We start from the raw sequence: 17,988 nt of genomic DNA on the forward strand, positions 1-17,988 counted from the left end.
GGCGGACTTCGTCCGCCCTCAGTCTCGTAGGGCGCATAACGCGCCAGCGTTATCCGCCACTGGTGGAGGCGACGGCGGATAACCTGTTCCAGGTTATCCGCCCTACGGCCTCTGCATTACTGAACTCACAGCAGCGGCAAGGTGTAGCTGACGATCAGCCGGTTCTCATCCTGGTCGCGCTGGGTCGGGGTGCCGGAGCCGCTGGCGGGCAGGCCGCTGCGCAGCATGGCGTTGCGCCAGGAGAAGCCCAGGCCCTTGAGGGTGCCTTCGGGGATCACGTAGGACAGCGTCAGGTCGCGCTCCCATTCGCCCTGGTCGCCGCTGGCGGTCTTGATGTCGTCGCCCTTGAGGTAGATCGCCGCGAAGGTCAGGCCCGGCAAGCCGGCCTGGGCGAAGTCGTAGCCGTAGCGCGCCACCCAGGTGCGTTCGCCTGCGTGCAGGAACTTGCCGATCTGCACGTCGGTGATCAGGTAGGCGCTGCCGCTGGCACCATCACCACGGTTCAGGTAGGGGAAGTCGCTGTCGCCGTTCATGACCTGGTAGCCGGCGCCAAGGCTGTGCCCGGACAGGCTGTAGGTGAACATCCCACTGTAGGCGCGGTTGTCCACTTCGCCCTTGGTCACGCGATTGCCGTAGTAGCCGCTGGAGAGGTAGCCGTCGGCGCGGCCGGAGGCGCTGCCGTTCTTGCCGTCGGAGTCGCTGTCGAAGGCGCGCAGGTCGGTCTTCAGCACGCCGGGGCCGAGGTTCAGGCTGTGCTGCAGGCCGAGGAAGTGCTGCTGGTAGAACTCGCTGAGCTGGCCGTAGTAGTACTGCAGCGTCAGGTCCTTGCTCAGCTTGTAGTCGCCGCCGGCGTAGTAGAACTCGTTGCTGTCGCGAGCCGTGGCGCCGCTGTTGGCGCCCTGGATCGACATGCCGCGCCAGTCGCTGGAGTTGCGCCCACGGGTGTGCTCCAGCTTGCCGGCCACCAGGCTGAGGTTGTCGATATCGGCGCTGGTCACCTGCCCGCCCTCGAAGGTGCCGGGCAGCAGTCGACCGTCGTTGTAGGTCACCACCGGTAGCTTGGGCATCAGGGTGCCGTAGCGCAGTTCGGTGCCGGAAATCTTCGCCTTCAGGGTCGGGCCGAAGCTGCTGAAGTCGTTCACCGCCTCGCCGTTGCTTTTCGACGGAAACACCGTACCCGCCTGCTGGCTGGCCGATTCGTAATGGGTGCCACCGCCGCTGTCGAGGCGGATGCCGAGCAGGCCGATGGCGTCGACGCCCAGCCCAACCGTGCCCTGGGTGTAGCCCGAGGCGTAGTTGAGGATGAAGCCCTGGCCCCACTCTTCCTGGCGGCTCGGCTCGGCCGTGCCATTGCGGTTGTCGCTGTTGATGTAGAAGTTGCGCAGGGTCAGGCTGGCCTTGCTGTCTTCGATGAAGCCGGCAGCCTGGGCGGCGGGCACGAGAAGGCCGAGGGCGGCGCAGGCGATGGCAGCGCCCAGGGTGGAGTTTTTCATTGTTGTCTCCGGGTCGTGGATTTCAGGGTGAGCGCCACCCGTCCCAGTGGTGCGGGCAGGCGCGGGATTTCAGGCAAAGGGAGGCCGGCGGCGCCGGGAGGCGCCGTCGATCACGATCAGGGGTGGATCAGCCCAGCTGTTGCATCAAGTCACGGGGGCTGGGTTGAACAGCACCAGATCGTTGTGCAGGTGATGCCGCTCGGCCCAGGTGTGGACCTTGCCGCTGGCCACGTCGAGGTAGAGCTGGAAGATTTCCCAGCCCAGCTCGTCCAGGGTCATGCGCCCGGACGTGACGCGGCCGGCGTCGACGTCGATCAGGTCCGGCCAGCGCTCGGCCAGTTCGGTGCGGGTCGCCACCTTGATCACCGGCGCCATGGCCAGCCCGTAGGGCGTGCCGCGCCCGGTGGTGAAGATATGCAGGTTCATGCCCGCAGCCAGTTGCAGGGTGCCGCAGATGAAGTCGCTGGCCGGGGTGGCGCAGTACTGCAACCCCCTGCCCTTCACCCGTGCGCCCGGTGGGATGACACCAGCGATAGCGCTGCTGCCGGACTTGGCGATGGAACCCATGGCCTTCTCGACGATGTTGTTCAGCCCGCCTTTCTTGTTGCCGGGCGTGGTGTTGGCGCTGCGGTCGGCCATGCCACGGGCGAGGTAGCGGTCATACCAGTCCATCTCGGCGACCAGTTGCTCGGCCACCTCGCGGTTGGCGGCTCGTGCGGTGAGCAGGTGGATGCCATCGCGCACCTCGGTATTCTCGGAGAACATCACCGTGGCGCCGGCCCGTACCAGCAGGTCGGCAGCGACGCCCAGCGCGGGGTTGGCGGTGACGCCGGAAAAGGCGTCACTGCCTCCGCACTGCATGCCCACCACCAGTTCCGAGGCCGGCACCGTCTCGCGGCGGCGCTGGTCGAGGACCACCAGACGCTCCTCGATCAGTTCGAGTATCTGCGTGACCATGCCCTGAAAGCCGTTGCCGGATTCCTGCAGGCGGTACAGCCACTGCGCTTCGTCCTGCCCGGCGGTGAGTGCGTCGCCGTCCATCAGCTGCACCGGCTGCAACTTCTCGCAGCCCAGGCCGATGACCAGCGCCTGGCCACCGAGGTTGGGGTTGCGCGCCAGGTTGTACAGCGTGCGGATCGGGATGATCGCGTCCGGAGCGTTGATCGCCACGCCGCAGCCGTAGCTGTGGGTCAGCGCCACCACGTCGTCGACGTGCGGGTACCTGGGCAGCAGCTCGCGGCGGGCGCGCTCCACGCAGTGGTCCAGCACACCGGTCACGCACTGCACCGTGGTACTGACGCCCAGCAGGTTGCGCGTGCCGACGCTGCCGTCGGCGTTGCGGTAACCCTCGAAGCTGTAGCCGGTGAGCGGCTCGGCAGTGGGTGGCACCTCGGTGGCCAGCGGCAGCACGTCCAGCTCCGGCGGCTCCGGCAGGCTGAGCAACTGCTCGGTGACCCAGCGCCCCCTGGCGATGGGCGCCAGGGCGTAGCCGATCACCGTGCCGTAGCGCAGCACCGGCGCGCCTTCGGCGATATCCACCAGCGCCACCTTGTGGCTCTGCGGGATCGACTCGGCGGCCACCAGCTCATCCGGGAAGCGACCGCCAGCGGCGACGCCCTGGTCGTTGACGACGATGGCGACGTTATCGTCCGCGTGTAATTTCACGTAGCGCGGCGAGTCCTGGTGCGGGATCAACTGCATGACACTCATCTCCGAAATACCCCCGGAACTGCTCAGGAATTGGCCGGGGCCAGACGTTTTTCAGGCACCTGGCGACCCTTTGGGTCTTCTTCGCGCAGCTCCACACGCTCGATGCGGCCGACGATGAACAGGTAGCTCAGCACGGCCACCAGCGCGTTGGCGCCGACGAACACCAGGGCCCACTTGAACGAGCCGGTGGCGCTGATCAGGTAGCCGATGACGATCGGCGTGGTGATCGAGGCGAGGTTGCCGAAGGTGTTGAACAGGCCACCGGAAAGACCGGCGATCTGCTTGGGCGAGGTGTCCGCCACCACCGCCCAGCCCAGCGCGCCCAGGCCCTTGCCGAAAAACGCCAGGGTCATGAAGCCGACCACCATCCACTCGGCGTCAACGTAGTTGCAGAACACCATGGTGGTAGACAGCAGCAGGCCGCAGACGATCGGCAGCTTGCGGGCGAAGGTCAGCGAATGGCCGCGACGCAGCAGGTAGTCGGAGATGATCCCGCCCAGCACGCCGCCGAGGAAGCCCATCAGTGCGGGCAGCGAGGCGATGAAGCCGGCCTTGAGGATCGACATGCCGCGCTCCTGCACCAGGTACACCGGGAACCAGGTGAGGAAGAAGTAGGTGATGGCGTTGATGCAGTACTGCCCCAGGTACACGCCCAGCAGCATGCGGCTGCGCAGCAACTGGCTGACGTAGTGCCATTTCGGACCGTCGCTGGCGCGCTTCTGGTCCATGTCGACCATGCCGCCGCCGGCTTCGATGGCGGCGATTTCAGCGGCGTTGGTGCGCGGGTGTTCCTTGGGGTTGTAGATGGTCTTCATCCAGATACCGGCGAAGACCATGCCCAGCACGCCCATCACCACGAACACGTGCTCCCAGCCGAAGTGGAAGACGATCCAGCCCATGATCGGCGCGAACAGCGCGGTGGCGAAGTACTGCGCAGAGTTGAAGATGGCCGAGGCCGTGCCGCGCTCGGCGGTAGGGAACCAGGCGGCGACGATGCGCGCATTGCCCGGGAAGGACGGCGCCTCGGCGAAGCCCACCATGAAGCGCAGCAGGAACAGTGCGATCACCGCGCTGGCTACCGGCAGGTAGCCGACGAAGCCCTGCAGGAAGGTGAACAGCGACCAGATGAAGATCCCCGCGGCGTAGACCTTCTTCGAGCCGAAGCGGTCGAGCAGCCAGCCGCCGGGAATCTGCCCGGCCACGTAGGCCCAGCCGAAGGCGGAGAAGATGTAGCCCAGGGTGACCGCGTCGATGCCCAGGTCCTTCTGCAGGCTGGAGCCGGCGATGGAGATGGTGGCGCGGTCGGCGTAGTTGATGGTGGTTACCAGGAACAGCATCAGCAGGATCAGGTAACGCACATGCGTCGGTTTGGCGGTTGCTTGGCTCATCGATTGCGTCTCGTGTCTTGTTGTTATGGGAGCGACCGGCGCAGGCCGGCCAGATTATCAGCCGGCCCGTCGTAGCGAGCCGTTACCGCCTCCTTGCCGACGTACGGCGGGCGCGGCCGGTACGTCCGTTCCGACTCGCGCGCTGGGCACAGCGGCGAGCGACACAGCAGATAGCGCGCCACGGCCGGCAGGCAGCCGGATGGCGTACAGCGAGAGAGCGTGGAGCGAAGAAAAGGGCCCCGCCGGACGCCTGGCGGGCAGGCGAGACGACACGGCGCGGCCAGGGAACTGGCGCGGGGAAAGCCGGCGCACGGTGGCGCGGCGATGTGAGATCGGACGGTTCTGCATGACGACCTACCTGCGAAGTTGAGCGGAGTGGGACAGCTCTGGGCGCGGTCAGCGCCTGGGTTCGCGGGTACGTGTCGACGGCGGGCAGTCGATGGTCATGGTATTTCCCCTGCTTTGTTCTTGTGTCGGGGTTCGGGTCATGTCTTGTGCAGCGGATGGCGCTGGCAGGCGCCACCCGCGGGTACTGCTATCGGTCAGGCGCCGACGTAGGCGGTCTTCACCGTGGTGTAGAACTCCTGGGCATAGCGGCCCTGCTCGCGCGGCCCGTAGGACGAGCCTTTGCGACCGCCGAACGGCACGTGGTAATCCACGCCGGCGGTGGGCAGGTTGACCATCACCATCCCGGCCTGGGCGTGCCGCTTGAAGTGCGCGGCATGCTTGAGCGAGGTGGTGGCGATGCCGGCGGACAGGCCGAACTCGGTGGCATTGGCCTGGGCCAGCGCTTCGTCGTAGTCCTTCACCTTGAGGATGCTGGCCACGGGGCCGAAGATTTCCTCGCGATTGATGCGCATGTCGGGGGTGGTCTCGTCGAACAGCGCCGGAGCCATGTAGTAGCCCTCGGTGGCCAGCGACAGGCGCTCGCCGCCGAACAGCAGGCGCGCACCTTCGTTGCGGCCGATCTCGACGTAGTCCAGGTCCTGGCGCAACTGCGCTTCGGAGACCACCGGGCCGATGTCGATGCCGTCCTGCAACGCGTTGCCTACCTTGATCCGGCGCATGCGCTCGACCATGGCTTCGACGAAGCGCGGGTAGATGCCTTCGGTGACGATCAGCCGGCTCGACGCGGTGCAGCGCTGACCGGTGGAGTAGTAGGCGCTCTGCACCGACAACTCCACGGCGCTGGCGAGGTCCGCATCATCGAGGACGATCTGCGGGTTCTTGCCGCCCATCTCCAGCTGCACCTTGGCGCCACGAGCCACGCACTGCGCAGCGATGCGCCGGCCGACGCCGACCGAGCCGGTGAAGCTCACGGCGTCCACCTGCGGGTGGTTGACCAGCGCTTCGCCGATCACGCTGCCACGGCCCATCACCAGGTTGAACACGCCGTTGGGGAAGCCGGCGCGGGAGATGATTTCCGCCAGCGCCCAGGCACTGCCGGGCACCAGGTCGGCAGGCTTGATCACCACGCAGTTGCCGTAGGCCAGGGCCGGGGCGATCTTCCACGCCGGGATGGCGATGGGGAAGTTCCACGGCGTGATCAGGCCGACCACGCCCACGGCTTCGCGGGTCACCTCGACGCTGACACCGGGGCGCACCGAGGGCAGCAGGTCGCCGGCCAGGCGCAGGCATTCACCGGCGAAGAACTTGAAGATGTTCCCCGCGCGGCCGACTTCGCCGATGGCTTCGGGAAGGGTCTTGCCCTCCTCCCGAGCCAGCAGCGCGCCCAGCTCGGCGCGGCGGGCGAGGATCTCGCTGCCGACCTTGTCCAGCGCGTCGGCACGGGCCTGCACGTTGCTGTTGGACCAGGCCGGGAAAGCGGCGCGGGCCGCCTCCACTGCCTGGTTGACCAGCGCGGCGTCGCCCAGCGCGTAGTCGCCGACCACGTCGGATAGGTCAGACGGGTTGCGGTTCGGGGTTGCGTCGGTGACGGCCAGCCACTGGCCGTCGACGTAGTGCGAATACTGATGTGCCACGGGGACCTCCGGCTTACTGCGGGCCGAGTTTCTTGATCAGCGCGTCGAGCATCTCGACTTCTTCGCCGGTGAGGTCGGTCAGCGGTGCGCGCACCGGGCCCGCGTCATGACCAACCAGCTTGGCGCCGGCCTTGATGATGCTCACGCCGTAGCCTTCGCAGCGGTTGCGGATGGCCAGGTACGGCAGGAAGAAGTCGTCGATCAGGCGGTTGACCGTGGCGTGGTCGTCGCTGGCGATGGCGTTGTAGAAGTCGATGGCGGTCTTCGGGATGAAGTTGAAGACAGCGGAGGAATACACCGGCACGCCCAGCGCCTTGTAGGCCGCCGCGTAGACTTCGGCGGTCGGCAGGCCGCCGAGGTAGGTCAGGCGCTCGCCCAGGCGGCGGCGGATGGCAACCATCGGCTCGATCTCGCCGATCCCGTCCTTGAAGCCAATCAGGTTCGGGCAGCGGTCGGCCAGCTTTTCCAGGCTGTCGGCATTGAGGCGGCAGACGTTGCGGTTGTAGACCACCACGCCGAAGTCCACCGAGCGGCAGACCTGCTCGACGTGGGCCACCAGGCCTTCCTGGCTGGCTTCGGTCAGGTAGTGCGGCAGCAGCAGGATGCCGGCGGCGCCCTGCTTCTCGGCTTCCTGGGCGTAGGCGATGGCCTGGCGGGTCGGGCCGCCGGCGCCGGCGAGGATCGGTACCTGGCCACGGCAGGTATCCACCGCGGTCTTGATGATCGAGGAGAACTCATTGGGCTCCAGCGAGAAGAACTCGCCGGTGCCGCCGGCCGCGAAGAGTGCACTGGCGCCGTAAGGGGCCAGCCACTCCAGGCGGCGGGCGTAGGTGTCCGCGCGGAAGTTGCCCTGGGTATCGAAGTCCGTCACGGGGAACGACAGCAGACCGGACGAAAGGGTGGACTTCAGTTCTTGTGGATTCATTGGCGATCACCCTGCAAAGCGAATTTTTATAGGAAGAGGTGCAACGACAATCGGCTTATGGCGTCATGTTGTCTGTCATCGTACAACTACAAACAAAAGCCGACAAGTCGTCAGACAACCTTTTCTTCCGTCCGCTCGTCAGCCGAGTTTTTCTTCGGCCGATTCGTGGGCGCGGCGCAGGCGTTCGCGGGAGTTGGTGAGGTGCAGGCGCATGGCGGCGCGGGCGGCGTCGGTGTCGCCGCGGGCGATGGCGTCGAAGATGTCTTCGTGCTCGCGGTTGACCCGCGCCAGGTAGTGGCTCTGGTCGTCATGGGCCAGGCGCGCCGAATTGAGGCGGGTGCGCGGGATGATGCTCGCCCCCAGGTGGCTCATGATGTCGGTGAAGTACGGGTTGCCGGTTGCTTCGGCAATGCGCAGGTGGAACTGGAAGTCCGAGGCCACCGCGTCGCGGCCGTTGGCCTGGCTCTCCTCCAGGGCATCCAGGGCATCGCGCAGGCCCTGCAGTTGCTCGGGGCTGCGGCGCTGGGCGGCGAGCCCGGCGGACTCCACCTCCAGGCTGATACGCAGTTCCAGCACGGCCAGCACGTCGCGCAGGGTGACGATGGTCGCCGGGTCGATGCGGAACGGGCCGTCCTTGGGCGTGTCCAGCACGAAGGTGCCGATGCCGTGACGGGTCTCCACCAGCCCCGCGGCCTGCAGCCGGGAGATCGCCTCGCGGACCACGGTGCGGCTGACGCCCTGCTCGGCCATGATTGCCGACTCGGTGGGCAGTTTGTCGCCGGGCTTGATGCGACCATCGCGGATACGCGCGGAAAGCTCGGCGACCACGTCATGGGCGAGGCTGCGGGAACGTTTGCGGGGAAGCGGGCTGGTCGGCATGGTGGTCGCTGGAATGGATGAAGTGGCGGTCATCGTACAACATCGGGATGGCGCGCGGCCATGGCCGAGCCGTTGTGTGATGACTCTCTCCTGCTCCCGTGTTCCGTCTGTAGGAGCGCCGGAGTTTCCCGGTAGTTGCCGATTCCGCCGCGATCTGCAGGGCTTCACTGATGCAACCGCAGCACCGCCTCCAGTTCTTCGCGCAGCCACGGTTCGTCAATCTGGGGCAGGCGCTGGGTGATCTGCCGGGCAACCCAGCGCTGGCCACGGCCGATGAAGTCGAAGCGCAGCTCCAGGTCGTCGATGGCCATGGCGCTGGCATGGAAATCGCCCACGCCGGTATCCGGTGTGGCGCCCAGTCGTTCCAGGCAACGACGCAGGCGCCGGCAGCTTTCCGCCTCGCCCTGGTGCAAACGTTCCAGGCGGTTGCGTGCCACGGCCTCGTCGGCCTGCCGCAGGCTGTCAAGCATCACCCGTGCACCAGCGCGCTCGGCGCGCATCAAGGTCTGCAACCAGTCAATCAGATCGTCGGACATGACGCCCCCAGGTCATCGCGAAGGCCCATCCTAGACCGTCTCGCGAAACGGTTTTAAATGAATTGAATTGCACTGACGCTGCAATTTTCAGAATACATCCAGCCCATGTGGTACCTCTTCCTTTCCGCTGCGCTGCTCGTCGGCCTTGACCCCGGACAAGGCATCGCAGAGCGGCCGCGTGCCAGCACTCCACCTTGAAATCAAAATAACTGCACTTATGCAGCATTATTATTCGTTTGTTGCATCCATCGCCGCTGTTCAGACTGATCGGGCTCCCTGCGGCGAATTGCCTCCTACCTTGCCTCTTCGCCGATTAAGCAACGCTTAGCACTCTCGGGTGCCCAGGGAGCCGTCAGTCAACCGGAGTACGACGGAATCAAGATGGACAGCGCGATACCCCTCGATCAGCACACCCCCCGCGACGCCGAATACAACTACGACATCGTTCGCCGCTTCACCCTCACCACCCTAGGCTGGGGCATCCTCGGGATGCTCATGGGCGTGTTCATCGCCGCCCAGCTGGTGTGGCCGCAGCTGAGCCTGGAGATGCCCTGGACCAGCTTTGGGCGCATCCGGCCGATCCACACCAACCTGGTGATCTTCGCCTTCGGCGGCAGCGCGCTGTTCGCCACCTCTTTCTACGTGGTGCAGCGCACCTGCCGTGTGCGGATCATCTCCGACAGCCTGGCCAACCTGCTGTTCTGGGGCTGGCAGGCAAGCCTGGTGGCCATGGTGATCAGCTACCCGCTGGGCATCACCACGTCCAAGGAATACGCCGAGATGGAGTGGCCCATCGCCGTCTGGGTGACCTTCCTCTGGCTGATCTATGCCTACCTGTTCTTCGGCACCATCGCCCGCCGCAAGGTGCGCCACATCTACGTCGGCAACTGGTTCTACGGTGCCTTCATCGTGGTCACCGGGATGGTCCACGTGGTCAATCACCTGGCGATCCCGGTGACACTGTTCAAGTCCTACCCGCTCTACTCAGGCGCTACCGACGCGATGATCCAGTGGTGGTACGGCCACAGCGTGGTGGGCTTCATCCTCTCGGTGGGCTTCCTCGGCATGATGTACTACTACGTGCCCAAGCAGGCCGAGCGACCGATCTACTCCTATCGCCTGTCCATCGTTCACTTCTGGGCGATCATCACCCTGTACATCTGGGCCGGCCCGCACCACCTGCACTACACCGCCCTGCCCGACTGGGCGCAATCGCTGGGCATGGTGATGTCGCTGATCCTCCTGGCGCCCAGCTGGGGCGGCATGATCAACGGCATGATGACCCTCTCCGGTGCCTGGCATAAGTTGCGCACCGACCCGATCCTGCGCTTCCTGGTGGTGTCCCTGGCGTTCTACGGGATGTCCACCTTCGAAGGCCCGATGATGGCGATCAAGACGGTGAACTCGCTGTCGCACTACACCGACTGGACCATCGGCCACGTGCATGCCGGCGCCCTGGGCTGGGTGGCGATGATCTCCATTGGCGCGCTCTACCACATGATCCCCAAGCTCTACGGTCGCGAGCAGATGCACAGCGTCGGGCTGATCAATGCGCACTTCTGGCTCGCCACCATCGGAACCGTGCTGTACATCGCCTCGATGTGGGTCAACGGCATCACCCAAGGCCTTATGTGGCGCGCGGTGAACGAGGACGGCACGCTGACCTACTCGTTCGTCGAGGCACTGGCGGCCAGCCATCCGGGCTACATCGTGCGCCTGATCGGCGGGGCCACCTTCGCCAGCGGCATGTTGCTGATGGCCTGGAATACCTGGGCCACGGTGCGCGCCGGCAAGCCGGTGTCGAACCTCGAAGCGGCCGCGGCCTGAGGAGGCGACGATGCTGCTGAGCCTTATCGGCCTGATCGCCTGTATCGCCGCCTGCTGGCAATCCTGTCGCCATGACGACGAGCAGGCGGCACTGCTGCCTTTCGCCGACGACCCGGACGCCGCACGACGCATGAGCGCGGCCACCGGCCGGCACTGCGAAAGAATCGTCCAGCCGCTGCCGGAACCGCCTCCGCCCTACCGACTGCGCGCCTGATCTCCGACGCTAGTGATTTCCTGCTCCAAGGACGGAGCCTCCCCGAGTGCCGATGTTGGCACCTTGCAGGGCTCTTTCCCGCGAGAGCCCGTTTTTTTCAGACTTCGCTCCCCGGACCTTCCGATGCCCGCCCTCACCGGCTGGCGGCACCGCGCCGCCACGTACCTGCCCGACATTCCCCACACCCGCCCGCGCGAATGGCTGCGCGCCTCGCTCGGCGCCAGCCTCGGCTTCCTGCTCAGCGCCGCCACCTGCGGCCTGCTGTTCGGCTCCTCGGTGGCGCTGCACTTCGCCGGCCCCTGGGCCGCTTCGGCGGTGCTGCTGTTCGCCGTCTCTTCCGGCGCCCTCGCCCAGCCCTGGTCGGTGATCGGCAGCTACCTGTGCGCCTCGCTGGTGGCGCTGCTGATCGGCCTCTTCCTGCCCGCCGGCATCGCCAGCGCGGCCCTAGCCCTGGGCCTGAGCCTGCTGCTGATGTACCCGCTGCGCTGCCTGCATCCGCCCGGCGGTGCGCTGGCCTTCTGCATGGTTTTCGCCTCACCCGTACCTGGCGAGCCGGTGTGGATGGCATCGCTATCCGCCATCAGCGGCGGCCTCGGCCTGGTGCTGCTGGCCCTGTTGTTCAACAACCTGACGCGCATGCCCTACCCGCGCCGCCGCAGCCTCGCGCCGGACAATCACCAGACCCAAGACCTTGCCCCCGGCGCGCGGGTCGGCATCCAGGCCGCCGACCTCGACCAGGCGCTGGACGAGCTTGAGGGCTTTGTCGACATCACCCGCGACGACCTCGAGCGCCTGGTGCGCAGCACCGAGCGCCACGCCCTGCGCCGCAGCATGGGCGATACCCGCGCGCGGGAAGTGATGTCCCGCGACCTGATCTGTGCCTCGCCGGAAACCCCGCTCAGCCACGCCCTGCGCCTGCTGGTGAAGCACCACCTGAAGGCTCTGCCGATCCTCGACGAGGAGCGCCGGCTGGTGGGCATCGTCAGCCTGATCGACCTGCTGGTGCCCAGGGGCGTCTGGTGGAAGCGCCTGCTGGGCGGCATCGGCCTGCACCGCGACCGCCTGCTGGGCGAAGTGATGACCCGCCCGGTGCTGCACGTGGATGCCGACACCCATGCGGTGGAACTGATCCCGCTGCTCTCCGACCACGGCCTGCACTGCCTGCCCGTGCTGGAACGTGGCGAACTGGTGGGCGTGATCACCCAGACCGACCTGATCGCCGCGCTGGAGCGTGACCTGCTCAGTCACCTGGGCTGACCGCGCTTTCAGTTCACCTGGGCTAACCGCCCTTTCCGTTACACTGGCCGCCTGATTCGCGCAGAAGCTCTCGCATGGACATCGACCTCACCCGCACCTTCCTGGAAATCGTCCGCCACGGCAGCTTCGTGGCCGCCGCCGACCGCATGCACGTCACCCAGACCGCCGTCACCGCGCGGGTGCAGAAGCTGGAGGCGCACCTCAACTGCACGCTGTTCGTGCGCAACCGCGCCGGGGCCCGCCTGACGCCGGACGGCGAGGCCTTCGTCACCTACGCCAACCAGATCCTGCAGACCTGGGAGGCCGCCCAGCGCGACCTGCCATTGCCCGAAGGCATCCACAACGTGCTGCATATCGGTGGCGAGGTGAGCCTGTGCAACCCGCTGATGCTGCGCTGGGTCAGCCGTATCCGCCAGTCGATCGGTGACCACGCAGTGCGCGCCGAGATTGGCGACGGCCAGAGCCTGCTGCGCCAGCTGGAGCTGGGCGTGCTGGATGCCGCGCTCGTGTACCAGCCGACCTACTGGCCGGGGATGCAGGTGGAGCAGTTGCTGGAGGAGAAGCTGATCCTGGTGCGTGCGCAGAACCCCGAGCCCTACGTCTACATCGACTGGGGCGATGGCTTCCGCCAGCAGCACGACAGCGCCCTGCCGGAACTGTCCAAGGCGCCGGTATCGTTCAACCTCGGCCCGCTGGCATTGCAGTACATCCTGGAGAACGGCGGCTCGGGCTACTTCCGCACGCGGGTGGTACAGAGTTATCTGGACCGCAAGGTACTGCGCCGCGTGCCCAAGGCGCCGGAGTTCAGCTACCCGACCTATCTGGTGTATTCGCGGGACCGCGATTCGCAGGTGCTGCAGCAGGCCTTCGCGCTGCTGCGCGAGGTGGTGGCGCAGGACCCGGACTGGTCGCAGCGCTGGGATCCGATGATCTGAGCCCGATGAACCGGTGCTGCCGGCCGCCGTAGGAGCGAGCCCGCCCGCAAGCCCCGCCCGGACAACCATGGCAGGCAGGCTCGCCCCTACAGATGCCACGCCTTGTCCTCCCCAGGTTCCCGGCCCTTCCCTGTCAGGGGAAGGAGGCGTATGCCGGGTGTTGCCTTGACCCATTGAATATCAGGCCAGACACGTAGGGCGCATAACGCCACAGGCGTTATCCGCCCTACGCGGCGACCCTTTCAGCCACGGTTACATCAACCGCGCCTTGAGTAACGGCCGCAGCAGGTAGTTCAGCACGCTGCGCTTGCCGCTGAGAATGTCCACCTCGGCGACCATGCCAGGGATGATCGGCAGCACCTCGCCATTGCGCATCAGCTGGCTGCCGTCGGTCTTGATCAGCACCTGGTAGTAGTACTCCTTGCCGTGCACCGTATCTTCTTCGATCGTGTCGGCGCTGATCTGTTCCAGGGTGCCCTTCAAATCACCGTAGATGCTGTAGTCGTAGGCGGTGATCTTGACCTTGGCCGGCATGCCCGGCACCAGGAAGGCCACGTCGCGCGGCTTGACCTTGGCTTCCACCAGCAGGCGTTCCTCCACCGGAATCACCTCCATGATCGGCTCGCCCGGCTGCACCACGCCGCCGCGGGTGCTGATCAACACGGTGTTCACCCGCCCACGCACCGGCGAGAGGATTTCCGTGCGACGCAGCTGGTCCTTGCGCTGCTGGACGATGGGCTCGATCTGCGCCAGCTGGGCCTTCTTCTCCTGCCGCTCAGTGTAAGCATCCTGGAAATAGGTGTTCTTCAGTTCGGTGAGCTTGCCGCTCAGGGTAGCGATGTCCTGGCTCAGCTTGAGTGCCTCCATCTGGCTCACCGCGCGGCGCTCCACCAGCGGCTTGACCAGCGCCAGCTGACTCTGCGCCAGGCGAACCTGCTGCTGCAGCGAGCGGGTGTTCTCCTCCAGCTTGTCGCGCCGCGACTTGAACAGCTCACGCTCGGAACGCGCCACCGGGCCGTCGGCGGGCATGCCTGCGGGGAAGACGATGTGGTCCTGGCCCATGACTTCCGCGTCCAGCCGGGCGATGGCGGCGCCGAGGACCTCGGCCTGGTTGGCCGCTTCCTGCCAGGAGGTCTCGAAGTGCGTGCGGTCCAGTCGCACCAGCGGCTGACCGACCTGCACCAGCTCGCCCTCCTGCACCAGCAGACGGTCGAGGATGCCCCCCTCCAGGCTCTGGATCTTCTGCATGCGGCTAAAGGGCACCACGCGGCCATCGCCTCGCGTCACCTCATCCAGCTCGGCCCAGGCTGCCCAGGCGACAGCGGCGAACAGGCTCAGCAGCAGTGCCCAGAGCAGCGGCCGCGACACCGGGTGACTGGAAGCCAGCAGCGGGTCCTGCAGCTCGCGGCGCAGGCGTTCGGCAGCGCGGGTTTCACTGGCCATGGACGGCTCCTTCCTGTCCGGGAATCTGTACGGTGCGGTCCTTGACGATCTGATCCAGGGCGCCGTCCATCACCACCCGGCCCTGGCTGAGCACCACGGCGCGGGTAGCCACGGCGAGCATGGTCTTCTTGTGCGTGGTCATCACCAGGGTGCGACCTTCCAGCCAGCGTTGCAGGTAACCGATGACGTGCAGCTCGGTGCTCTGGTCGAAGGTAGCGGTCGGCTCGTCGAGCAGCACCACGGGCGGGTCCTGCAGCAGCACACGGGCCAGCCCCACGGCCTGACGCTGACCACCGGAAAGGCTGCCGTTGCCCAGCAGCGGCAGGTCCAGCCCCAGCGGGTGCGAGCGGACGAAATCGCCCAGGCCGACGCCATCCAGTGCCTCGAACATCTCGTCATCGCTGATCGCCGCGCCTTCCAGATTGAGGTTGTCGCGCAGGGTGCCGTAGAACAGCGCGACATCCTGGGGCAGGTAGCCGATGTGGCGGCGCCGGTCGGAAGGGTCGATCTGCGCGATGGCCACGTCGTCCAGCAGCAGGCGCCCGGATTGCGCGTCGTACAACCCGGCCAGCAGGCGCAGCAGGGTCGACTTGCCGGCGCCGTTGCCGCCCAGCAGCGCGATGCGCTCGCCGGGGCGGATCTCCAGCGCGGCGATGTCCACCGCCGGCGGGTTCTCGCCGTGGGCCAGCTTCAGCGCCTCCAGGCGATAGTGTCCGGCGAGACGCTCCTTGCGCACGAAGCGCTTGTCCTGCGGGCGCTCCATGGGCGCTTTCATCAACTGGTCGAGCCCTTCCATGGCGACCCTGGTGTGCTGCCAGCGACCGAGGATGCCGGCGGCCTGGGACAGCGGCGCCACCGCGCGAGCGGCGAGGATCGAGCAGGCCACCAGCGCGCCAACGCTCAGTTCGCCGGCGCTGATGCGGTACACGCCGAACACCACCACGCCGACGTAACACAGCTGCTGCACGATGCTCGCGCCATAGGACAGCGCCGTGGTCAGCGTATGCGTGCGCATGGCATTGCCGGCCAGTTGCGCGGTCAGGTTTTCCCAGAGGTGCAGGCAGCGACCCTCGGCGCGGGTGGCCTTGACCGATTCGAGGTTCTCGATGGATTCGAGCAGGATGCCGTTCTTCACCGCGCCCTCTCGCAGGTTCTCCCGCGACAGTCGCGCCAGCACGCCCTGGCAGAACAGTCCGGGAATCAACATCAGCAATGCCGCCACCGCCGGCACCCAGACCAGGTGGCCGCCGATCAGCGCAATGATCAACAGGAACAGCAGCACGAACGGCAGGTCGCTGATCATCGCCGCACTGGAGGCGGTGAAGAATTCACGCACGCCTTCGAACTCGCGCACCTGCGTGCTGAAAGCGCCCACCGAGCCTGGCTTGGCCGCCAGCCGGGTATTCAGCACGCGCTCGAACAGGAGCGTGGAAAGCTGCAGGTCGATACGCTTGCCCATGGTGGTCAGCAGGTGCCCGCGCAACCCGCGGATGACGCCTTCCAGCACGATGGCCAGGCCCACGCCGGTGGCGAGGATCCACAAGGTATCCATGGCCGCGTTGGGCACCACTCGGTCGTATACCTGCATGGCGAAGAGCGCCGAAGCAATCGCCAGCAGGTTCGCCATCATCGCCGCCATGGCGACTTCGAAATAGGAACGCCAGAGCCGCTTCAGCGGGCCGAAGAACCAGTGGTCCGGCTCACGCCTGGCGAAGTCGCCGACGCGCCCGTCCGCCCGGTAACGGCACTTGGCGAAGATCGCTACGCCGCTGTAGCGATGCTCCAGTTCGGCCAGCGCAATCCGCTCGACGCCGCCATCGCTGTGCGGCACCAGCACGCTGGCGGTCTGCTCATCCTGCTCGCAGAGCACCAGGGTGCAGCCGTCTTCGAGCAGCAGCAGCGCCGGCAGCAGGTAATTATCCATCTTCGCCAGGGCCAGGCGTTCGACCCGCGCAACTATGTCCGCGCGACGCAGGGCTCGGGGCACGAAGCGCAGCGGCAGGCGGCCCAGGTGCAGTGGCATGCCCTCCCCCAGCTCGGCGACGCCCAGCGGCCGGCCCAGCTGGCGGCAGAGCAGCGAAAGCCCCTGGCGCAGCGGATCGGCCTCGGCCTCATGGTCCGACAGCAGTGCCACATTCTCGGCGTTCATCAGGAGGCTCCCGGGGCCAGGTGGTTTTCCAGCAGTGGCCCGAGCAGGCCGATCTGCGCGGCGGCACGGTACTCCACGCGCTTGCGCTCGAAGCGCAGGTTGGCCAGTTGGCGCTCGGCCTCGAAGCGCTCGCGCTGCACATTGAGCAGGTCGATCACGTCGCGCCGGCCGACCTCGAACTGGTCCCGGTAGACGCCACTGACCTGCTCCGATTCGCGCACCTGCTGGACCAGCGAATCCTGCCGCCAGCGCAGGGTGTCGTCGGTGTCGAAGAGGGTCTGCAGCTTGCGCTTGATATCGCGCTGCATGGCGTCGCGGGTCCAGCGGGTGGATTCCAGGTGCTGCTGGGCGGCGGTGGGCCGGCGGAAGTTGGACAGGCCTTCAAAGGTATCCATGCGCAGGCGCAGCGACACCACCGAGTCGTTCTCCAGGTGCCCGCCGATCTCCCGGCGCAGCGACGAGGCCTCCAGGTTCACCTGCGGCAGCAGCGAGGCCTTGCTCTCGCGCAGCTTGGCCTCGGCCACTTCGGCGTCCTCGGCGGCCTTGCGGTAGAGCGGGCTGTCGACGATCAGGCGGTTCACATCGGTACCGACCAGGTAGCGTTGCATGGACAGGGGCTCCGGTTCGGCGAGGTCGGCCGGCGGTTTGCCGACCAGCACCTCGTACTGGTTGCGGGCGTCCTGCAGGGCGCCCTTCTCCAGCGCCAACTGCTCCTGGGCGCGGGACAGTTCGAGGTTGGCGCGGTCCAGTTCGCTGCGGTCGGAATAGCCGTCGCCGCCACGCGCCTGGGTCATCTCGCGGATGTCGCCCAGGCGCTGGATGTGCTCGCGCACCGTCTCGATCCGAGCCTGCGCGGCGAGCACATCGAGGTAGGTCTCGGTGATGTCCAGCGCCGCGTCCTCGCGGCTCACCAGCGCGGTCTCATCCAACTGGCGGTGAGTAGCCCTGGCGCTGTCCACCTTGCTCTTCATCCTGCCCCAGTCGTAGAGCATCTGGGACGCGGTGAGGTCGTAGACCACCTCGCCGAAGTCGAACTCGTTGGGCCCGCCGGACATGCTCACCTGCGGGTAGTAACCGCCCTTGCTGATCTCCACGTCGGTCTTGCCGCGCTCCGCTTCCGCCACCGCGGCGCGCACTTCGGGATGGATGGCGAGGCCGGCGCGCACGGCCTCCTCCAGTGTCTGCCCCTGGCCTGCCACGCTCACCAGCAGCAGGCCGTACAACCAGGCGTTGCGTTGCGTCATGCAGTA

General features: G+C 66.7%; 14 protein-coding genes. 4 read left to right on the forward strand and 10 right to left on the reverse strand.

The genetic code is table 11. The annotated features are described in order from the left end of the window. Positions 1-125: 125 nt before the first annotated feature. From IB275_RS17655 to IB275_RS17685, 7 genes are all read right to left on the reverse strand, one after another. Positions 126-1,493 (reverse strand): OprD family porin, encoded by a 1,368-nt coding sequence (locus IB275_RS17655; protein ID WP_192295798.1) that lies wholly within the window; start codon positions 1,491-1,493, stop codon positions 126-128. 144 nt (positions 1,494-1,637) lie between these two features. Further along, positions 1,638-3,194, reverse strand: coding sequence for a galactarate dehydratase (gene garD / locus IB275_RS17660; RefSeq protein ID WP_192295799.1), 1,557 nt, complete (start codon positions 3,192-3,194; stop codon positions 1,638-1,640). 32 nt (positions 3,195-3,226) lie between these two features. Beyond that, positions 3,227-4,591, reverse strand: a complete 1,365-nt coding sequence (locus IB275_RS17665) for an MFS transporter (protein WP_081519707.1) — start codon at positions 4,589-4,591, stop codon at positions 3,227-3,229. 542 nt (positions 4,592-5,133) lie between these two features. Beyond that, entirely contained in the window at positions 5,134-6,573 is a 1,440-nt protein-coding gene (locus IB275_RS17670) for an aldehyde dehydrogenase family protein (RefSeq protein ID WP_192295800.1), read from the reverse strand. Positions 6,574-6,586: 13 nt separating this feature from the next. Next, a complete protein-coding gene (kdgD, locus tag IB275_RS17675) occupies positions 6,587-7,498 on the reverse strand; it encodes a 5-dehydro-4-deoxyglucarate dehydratase (protein ID WP_081519705.1) in 912 nt (303 codons plus the stop codon). Between the two features lie 138 nt (positions 7,499-7,636). Beyond that, positions 7,637-8,377 (reverse strand): FadR/GntR family transcriptional regulator, encoded by a 741-nt coding sequence (locus IB275_RS17680; protein ID WP_192295823.1) that lies wholly within the window; start codon positions 8,375-8,377, stop codon positions 7,637-7,639. A 164-nt stretch (positions 8,378-8,541) separates the two neighbouring features. Next, complete coding sequence (locus tag IB275_RS17685) at positions 8,542-8,913, reverse strand: DUF6306 domain-containing protein (RefSeq protein ID WP_192295801.1); 372 nt, start codon at positions 8,911-8,913, stop codon at positions 8,542-8,544. 381 nt (positions 8,914-9,294) lie between these two features. On the opposite strand from IB275_RS17685, the gene ccoN reads away from it, so the two are divergent. The 4 genes from ccoN (at position 9,295) to IB275_RS17705 (ending at position 13,146) form a co-directional block, all read left to right on the forward strand. Beyond that, positions 9,295-10,740, forward strand: a complete 1,446-nt coding sequence (ccoN, locus tag IB275_RS17690; protein ID WP_192295802.1) for a cytochrome-c oxidase, cbb3-type subunit I — start codon at positions 9,295-9,297, stop codon at positions 10,738-10,740. A 10-nt stretch (positions 10,741-10,750) separates the two neighbouring features. Further along, entirely contained in the window at positions 10,751-10,954 is a 204-nt protein-coding gene (locus tag IB275_RS17695; RefSeq protein WP_192295803.1) for a hypothetical protein, read from the forward strand. Between the two features lie 123 nt (positions 10,955-11,077). After that, positions 11,078-12,211, forward strand: coding sequence for a CBS domain-containing protein (locus IB275_RS17700; RefSeq protein WP_192295804.1), 1,134 nt, complete (start codon positions 11,078-11,080; stop codon positions 12,209-12,211). Positions 12,212-12,285: 74 nt separating this feature from the next. Further along, the gene (locus IB275_RS17705) at positions 12,286-13,146 is read left to right on the forward strand and encodes a LysR family transcriptional regulator (protein WP_192295805.1); all 861 of its coding nucleotides are present in this window, start codon (positions 12,286-12,288) and stop codon (positions 13,144-13,146) included. A 252-nt stretch (positions 13,147-13,398) separates the two neighbouring features. On the opposite strand, the gene IB275_RS17710 is transcribed toward IB275_RS17705, so the two are convergent. The 3 genes from IB275_RS17710 to IB275_RS17720 are packed head-to-tail and all read right to left on the reverse strand — an operon-like array spanning position 13,399 to position 17,982. Then, a complete protein-coding gene (locus tag IB275_RS17710; protein ID WP_192295806.1) occupies positions 13,399-14,589 on the reverse strand; it encodes a beta-barrel domain-containing protein in 1,191 nt (396 codons plus the stop codon). Continuing rightward, positions 14,579-16,738, reverse strand: coding sequence for a type I secretion system permease/ATPase (locus IB275_RS17715; protein ID WP_192295807.1), 2,160 nt, complete (start codon positions 16,736-16,738; stop codon positions 14,579-14,581). Before IB275_RS17715 ends, IB275_RS17710 begins: the two co-directional genes overlap by 11 nt. Further along, positions 16,738-17,982: a TolC family protein gene (locus tag IB275_RS17720; protein WP_192295808.1), complete on the reverse strand. Its 1,245-nt coding sequence runs from the start codon at positions 17,980-17,982 to the stop codon at positions 16,738-16,740. Before IB275_RS17720 ends, IB275_RS17715 begins: the two co-directional genes overlap by 1 nt. Between the last annotated feature and the right edge of the window lie 6 nt (positions 17,983-17,988).

It is taken from the genome of Pseudomonas sp. PDM21 (assembly GCF_014852505.2).
In the GTDB taxonomy this organism is placed as follows: domain Bacteria; phylum Pseudomonadota; class Gammaproteobacteria; order Pseudomonadales; family Pseudomonadaceae; genus Pseudomonas.

Excerpts from the sequence above, each read along its gene's own strand:
- IB275_RS17695 (WP_192295803.1), top strand. The coding sequence starts at position 10,751 with ATGCTGCTGAGCCTTATCGGCCTGATCGCCTGTATCGCCGCCTGCTGG.
- IB275_RS17700 (WP_192295804.1), top strand. The coding sequence starts at position 11,078 with ATGCCCGCCCTCACCGGCTGGCGGCACCGCGCCGCCACGTACCTGCCC.
- IB275_RS17715 (WP_192295807.1), bottom strand. The coding sequence starts at position 16,738 with ATGAACGCCGAGAATGTGGCACTGCTGTCGGACCATGAGGCCGAGGCC.
- IB275_RS17665 (WP_081519707.1), bottom strand. The coding sequence starts at position 4,591 with ATGAGCCAAGCAACCGCCAAACCGACGCATGTGCGTTACCTGATCCTG.
- ccoN (WP_192295802.1), top strand. The coding sequence starts at position 9,295 with ATGGACAGCGCGATACCCCTCGATCAGCACACCCCCCGCGACGCCGAA.
- IB275_RS17655 (WP_192295798.1), bottom strand. The coding sequence starts at position 1,493 with ATGAAAAACTCCACCCTGGGCGCTGCCATCGCCTGCGCCGCCCTCGGC.
- IB275_RS17710 (WP_192295806.1), bottom strand. The coding sequence starts at position 14,589 with ATGGCCAGTGAAACCCGCGCTGCCGAACGCCTGCGCCGCGAGCTGCAG.
- IB275_RS17705 (WP_192295805.1), top strand. The coding sequence starts at position 12,286 with ATGGACATCGACCTCACCCGCACCTTCCTGGAAATCGTCCGCCACGGC.
- kdgD (WP_081519705.1), bottom strand. The coding sequence starts at position 7,498 with ATGAATCCACAAGAACTGAAGTCCACCCTTTCGTCCGGTCTGCTGTCG.
- garD (WP_192295799.1), bottom strand. The coding sequence starts at position 3,194 with ATGCAGTTGATCCCGCACCAGGACTCGCCGCGCTACGTGAAATTACAC.
- IB275_RS17680 (WP_192295823.1), bottom strand. The coding sequence starts at position 8,377 with ATGCCGACCAGCCCGCTTCCCCGCAAACGTTCCCGCAGCCTCGCCCAT.
- IB275_RS17685 (WP_192295801.1), bottom strand. The coding sequence starts at position 8,913 with ATGTCCGACGATCTGATTGACTGGTTGCAGACCTTGATGCGCGCCGAG.
- IB275_RS17720 (WP_192295808.1), bottom strand. The coding sequence starts at position 17,982 with ATGACGCAACGCAACGCCTGGTTGTACGGCCTGCTGCTGGTGAGCGTG.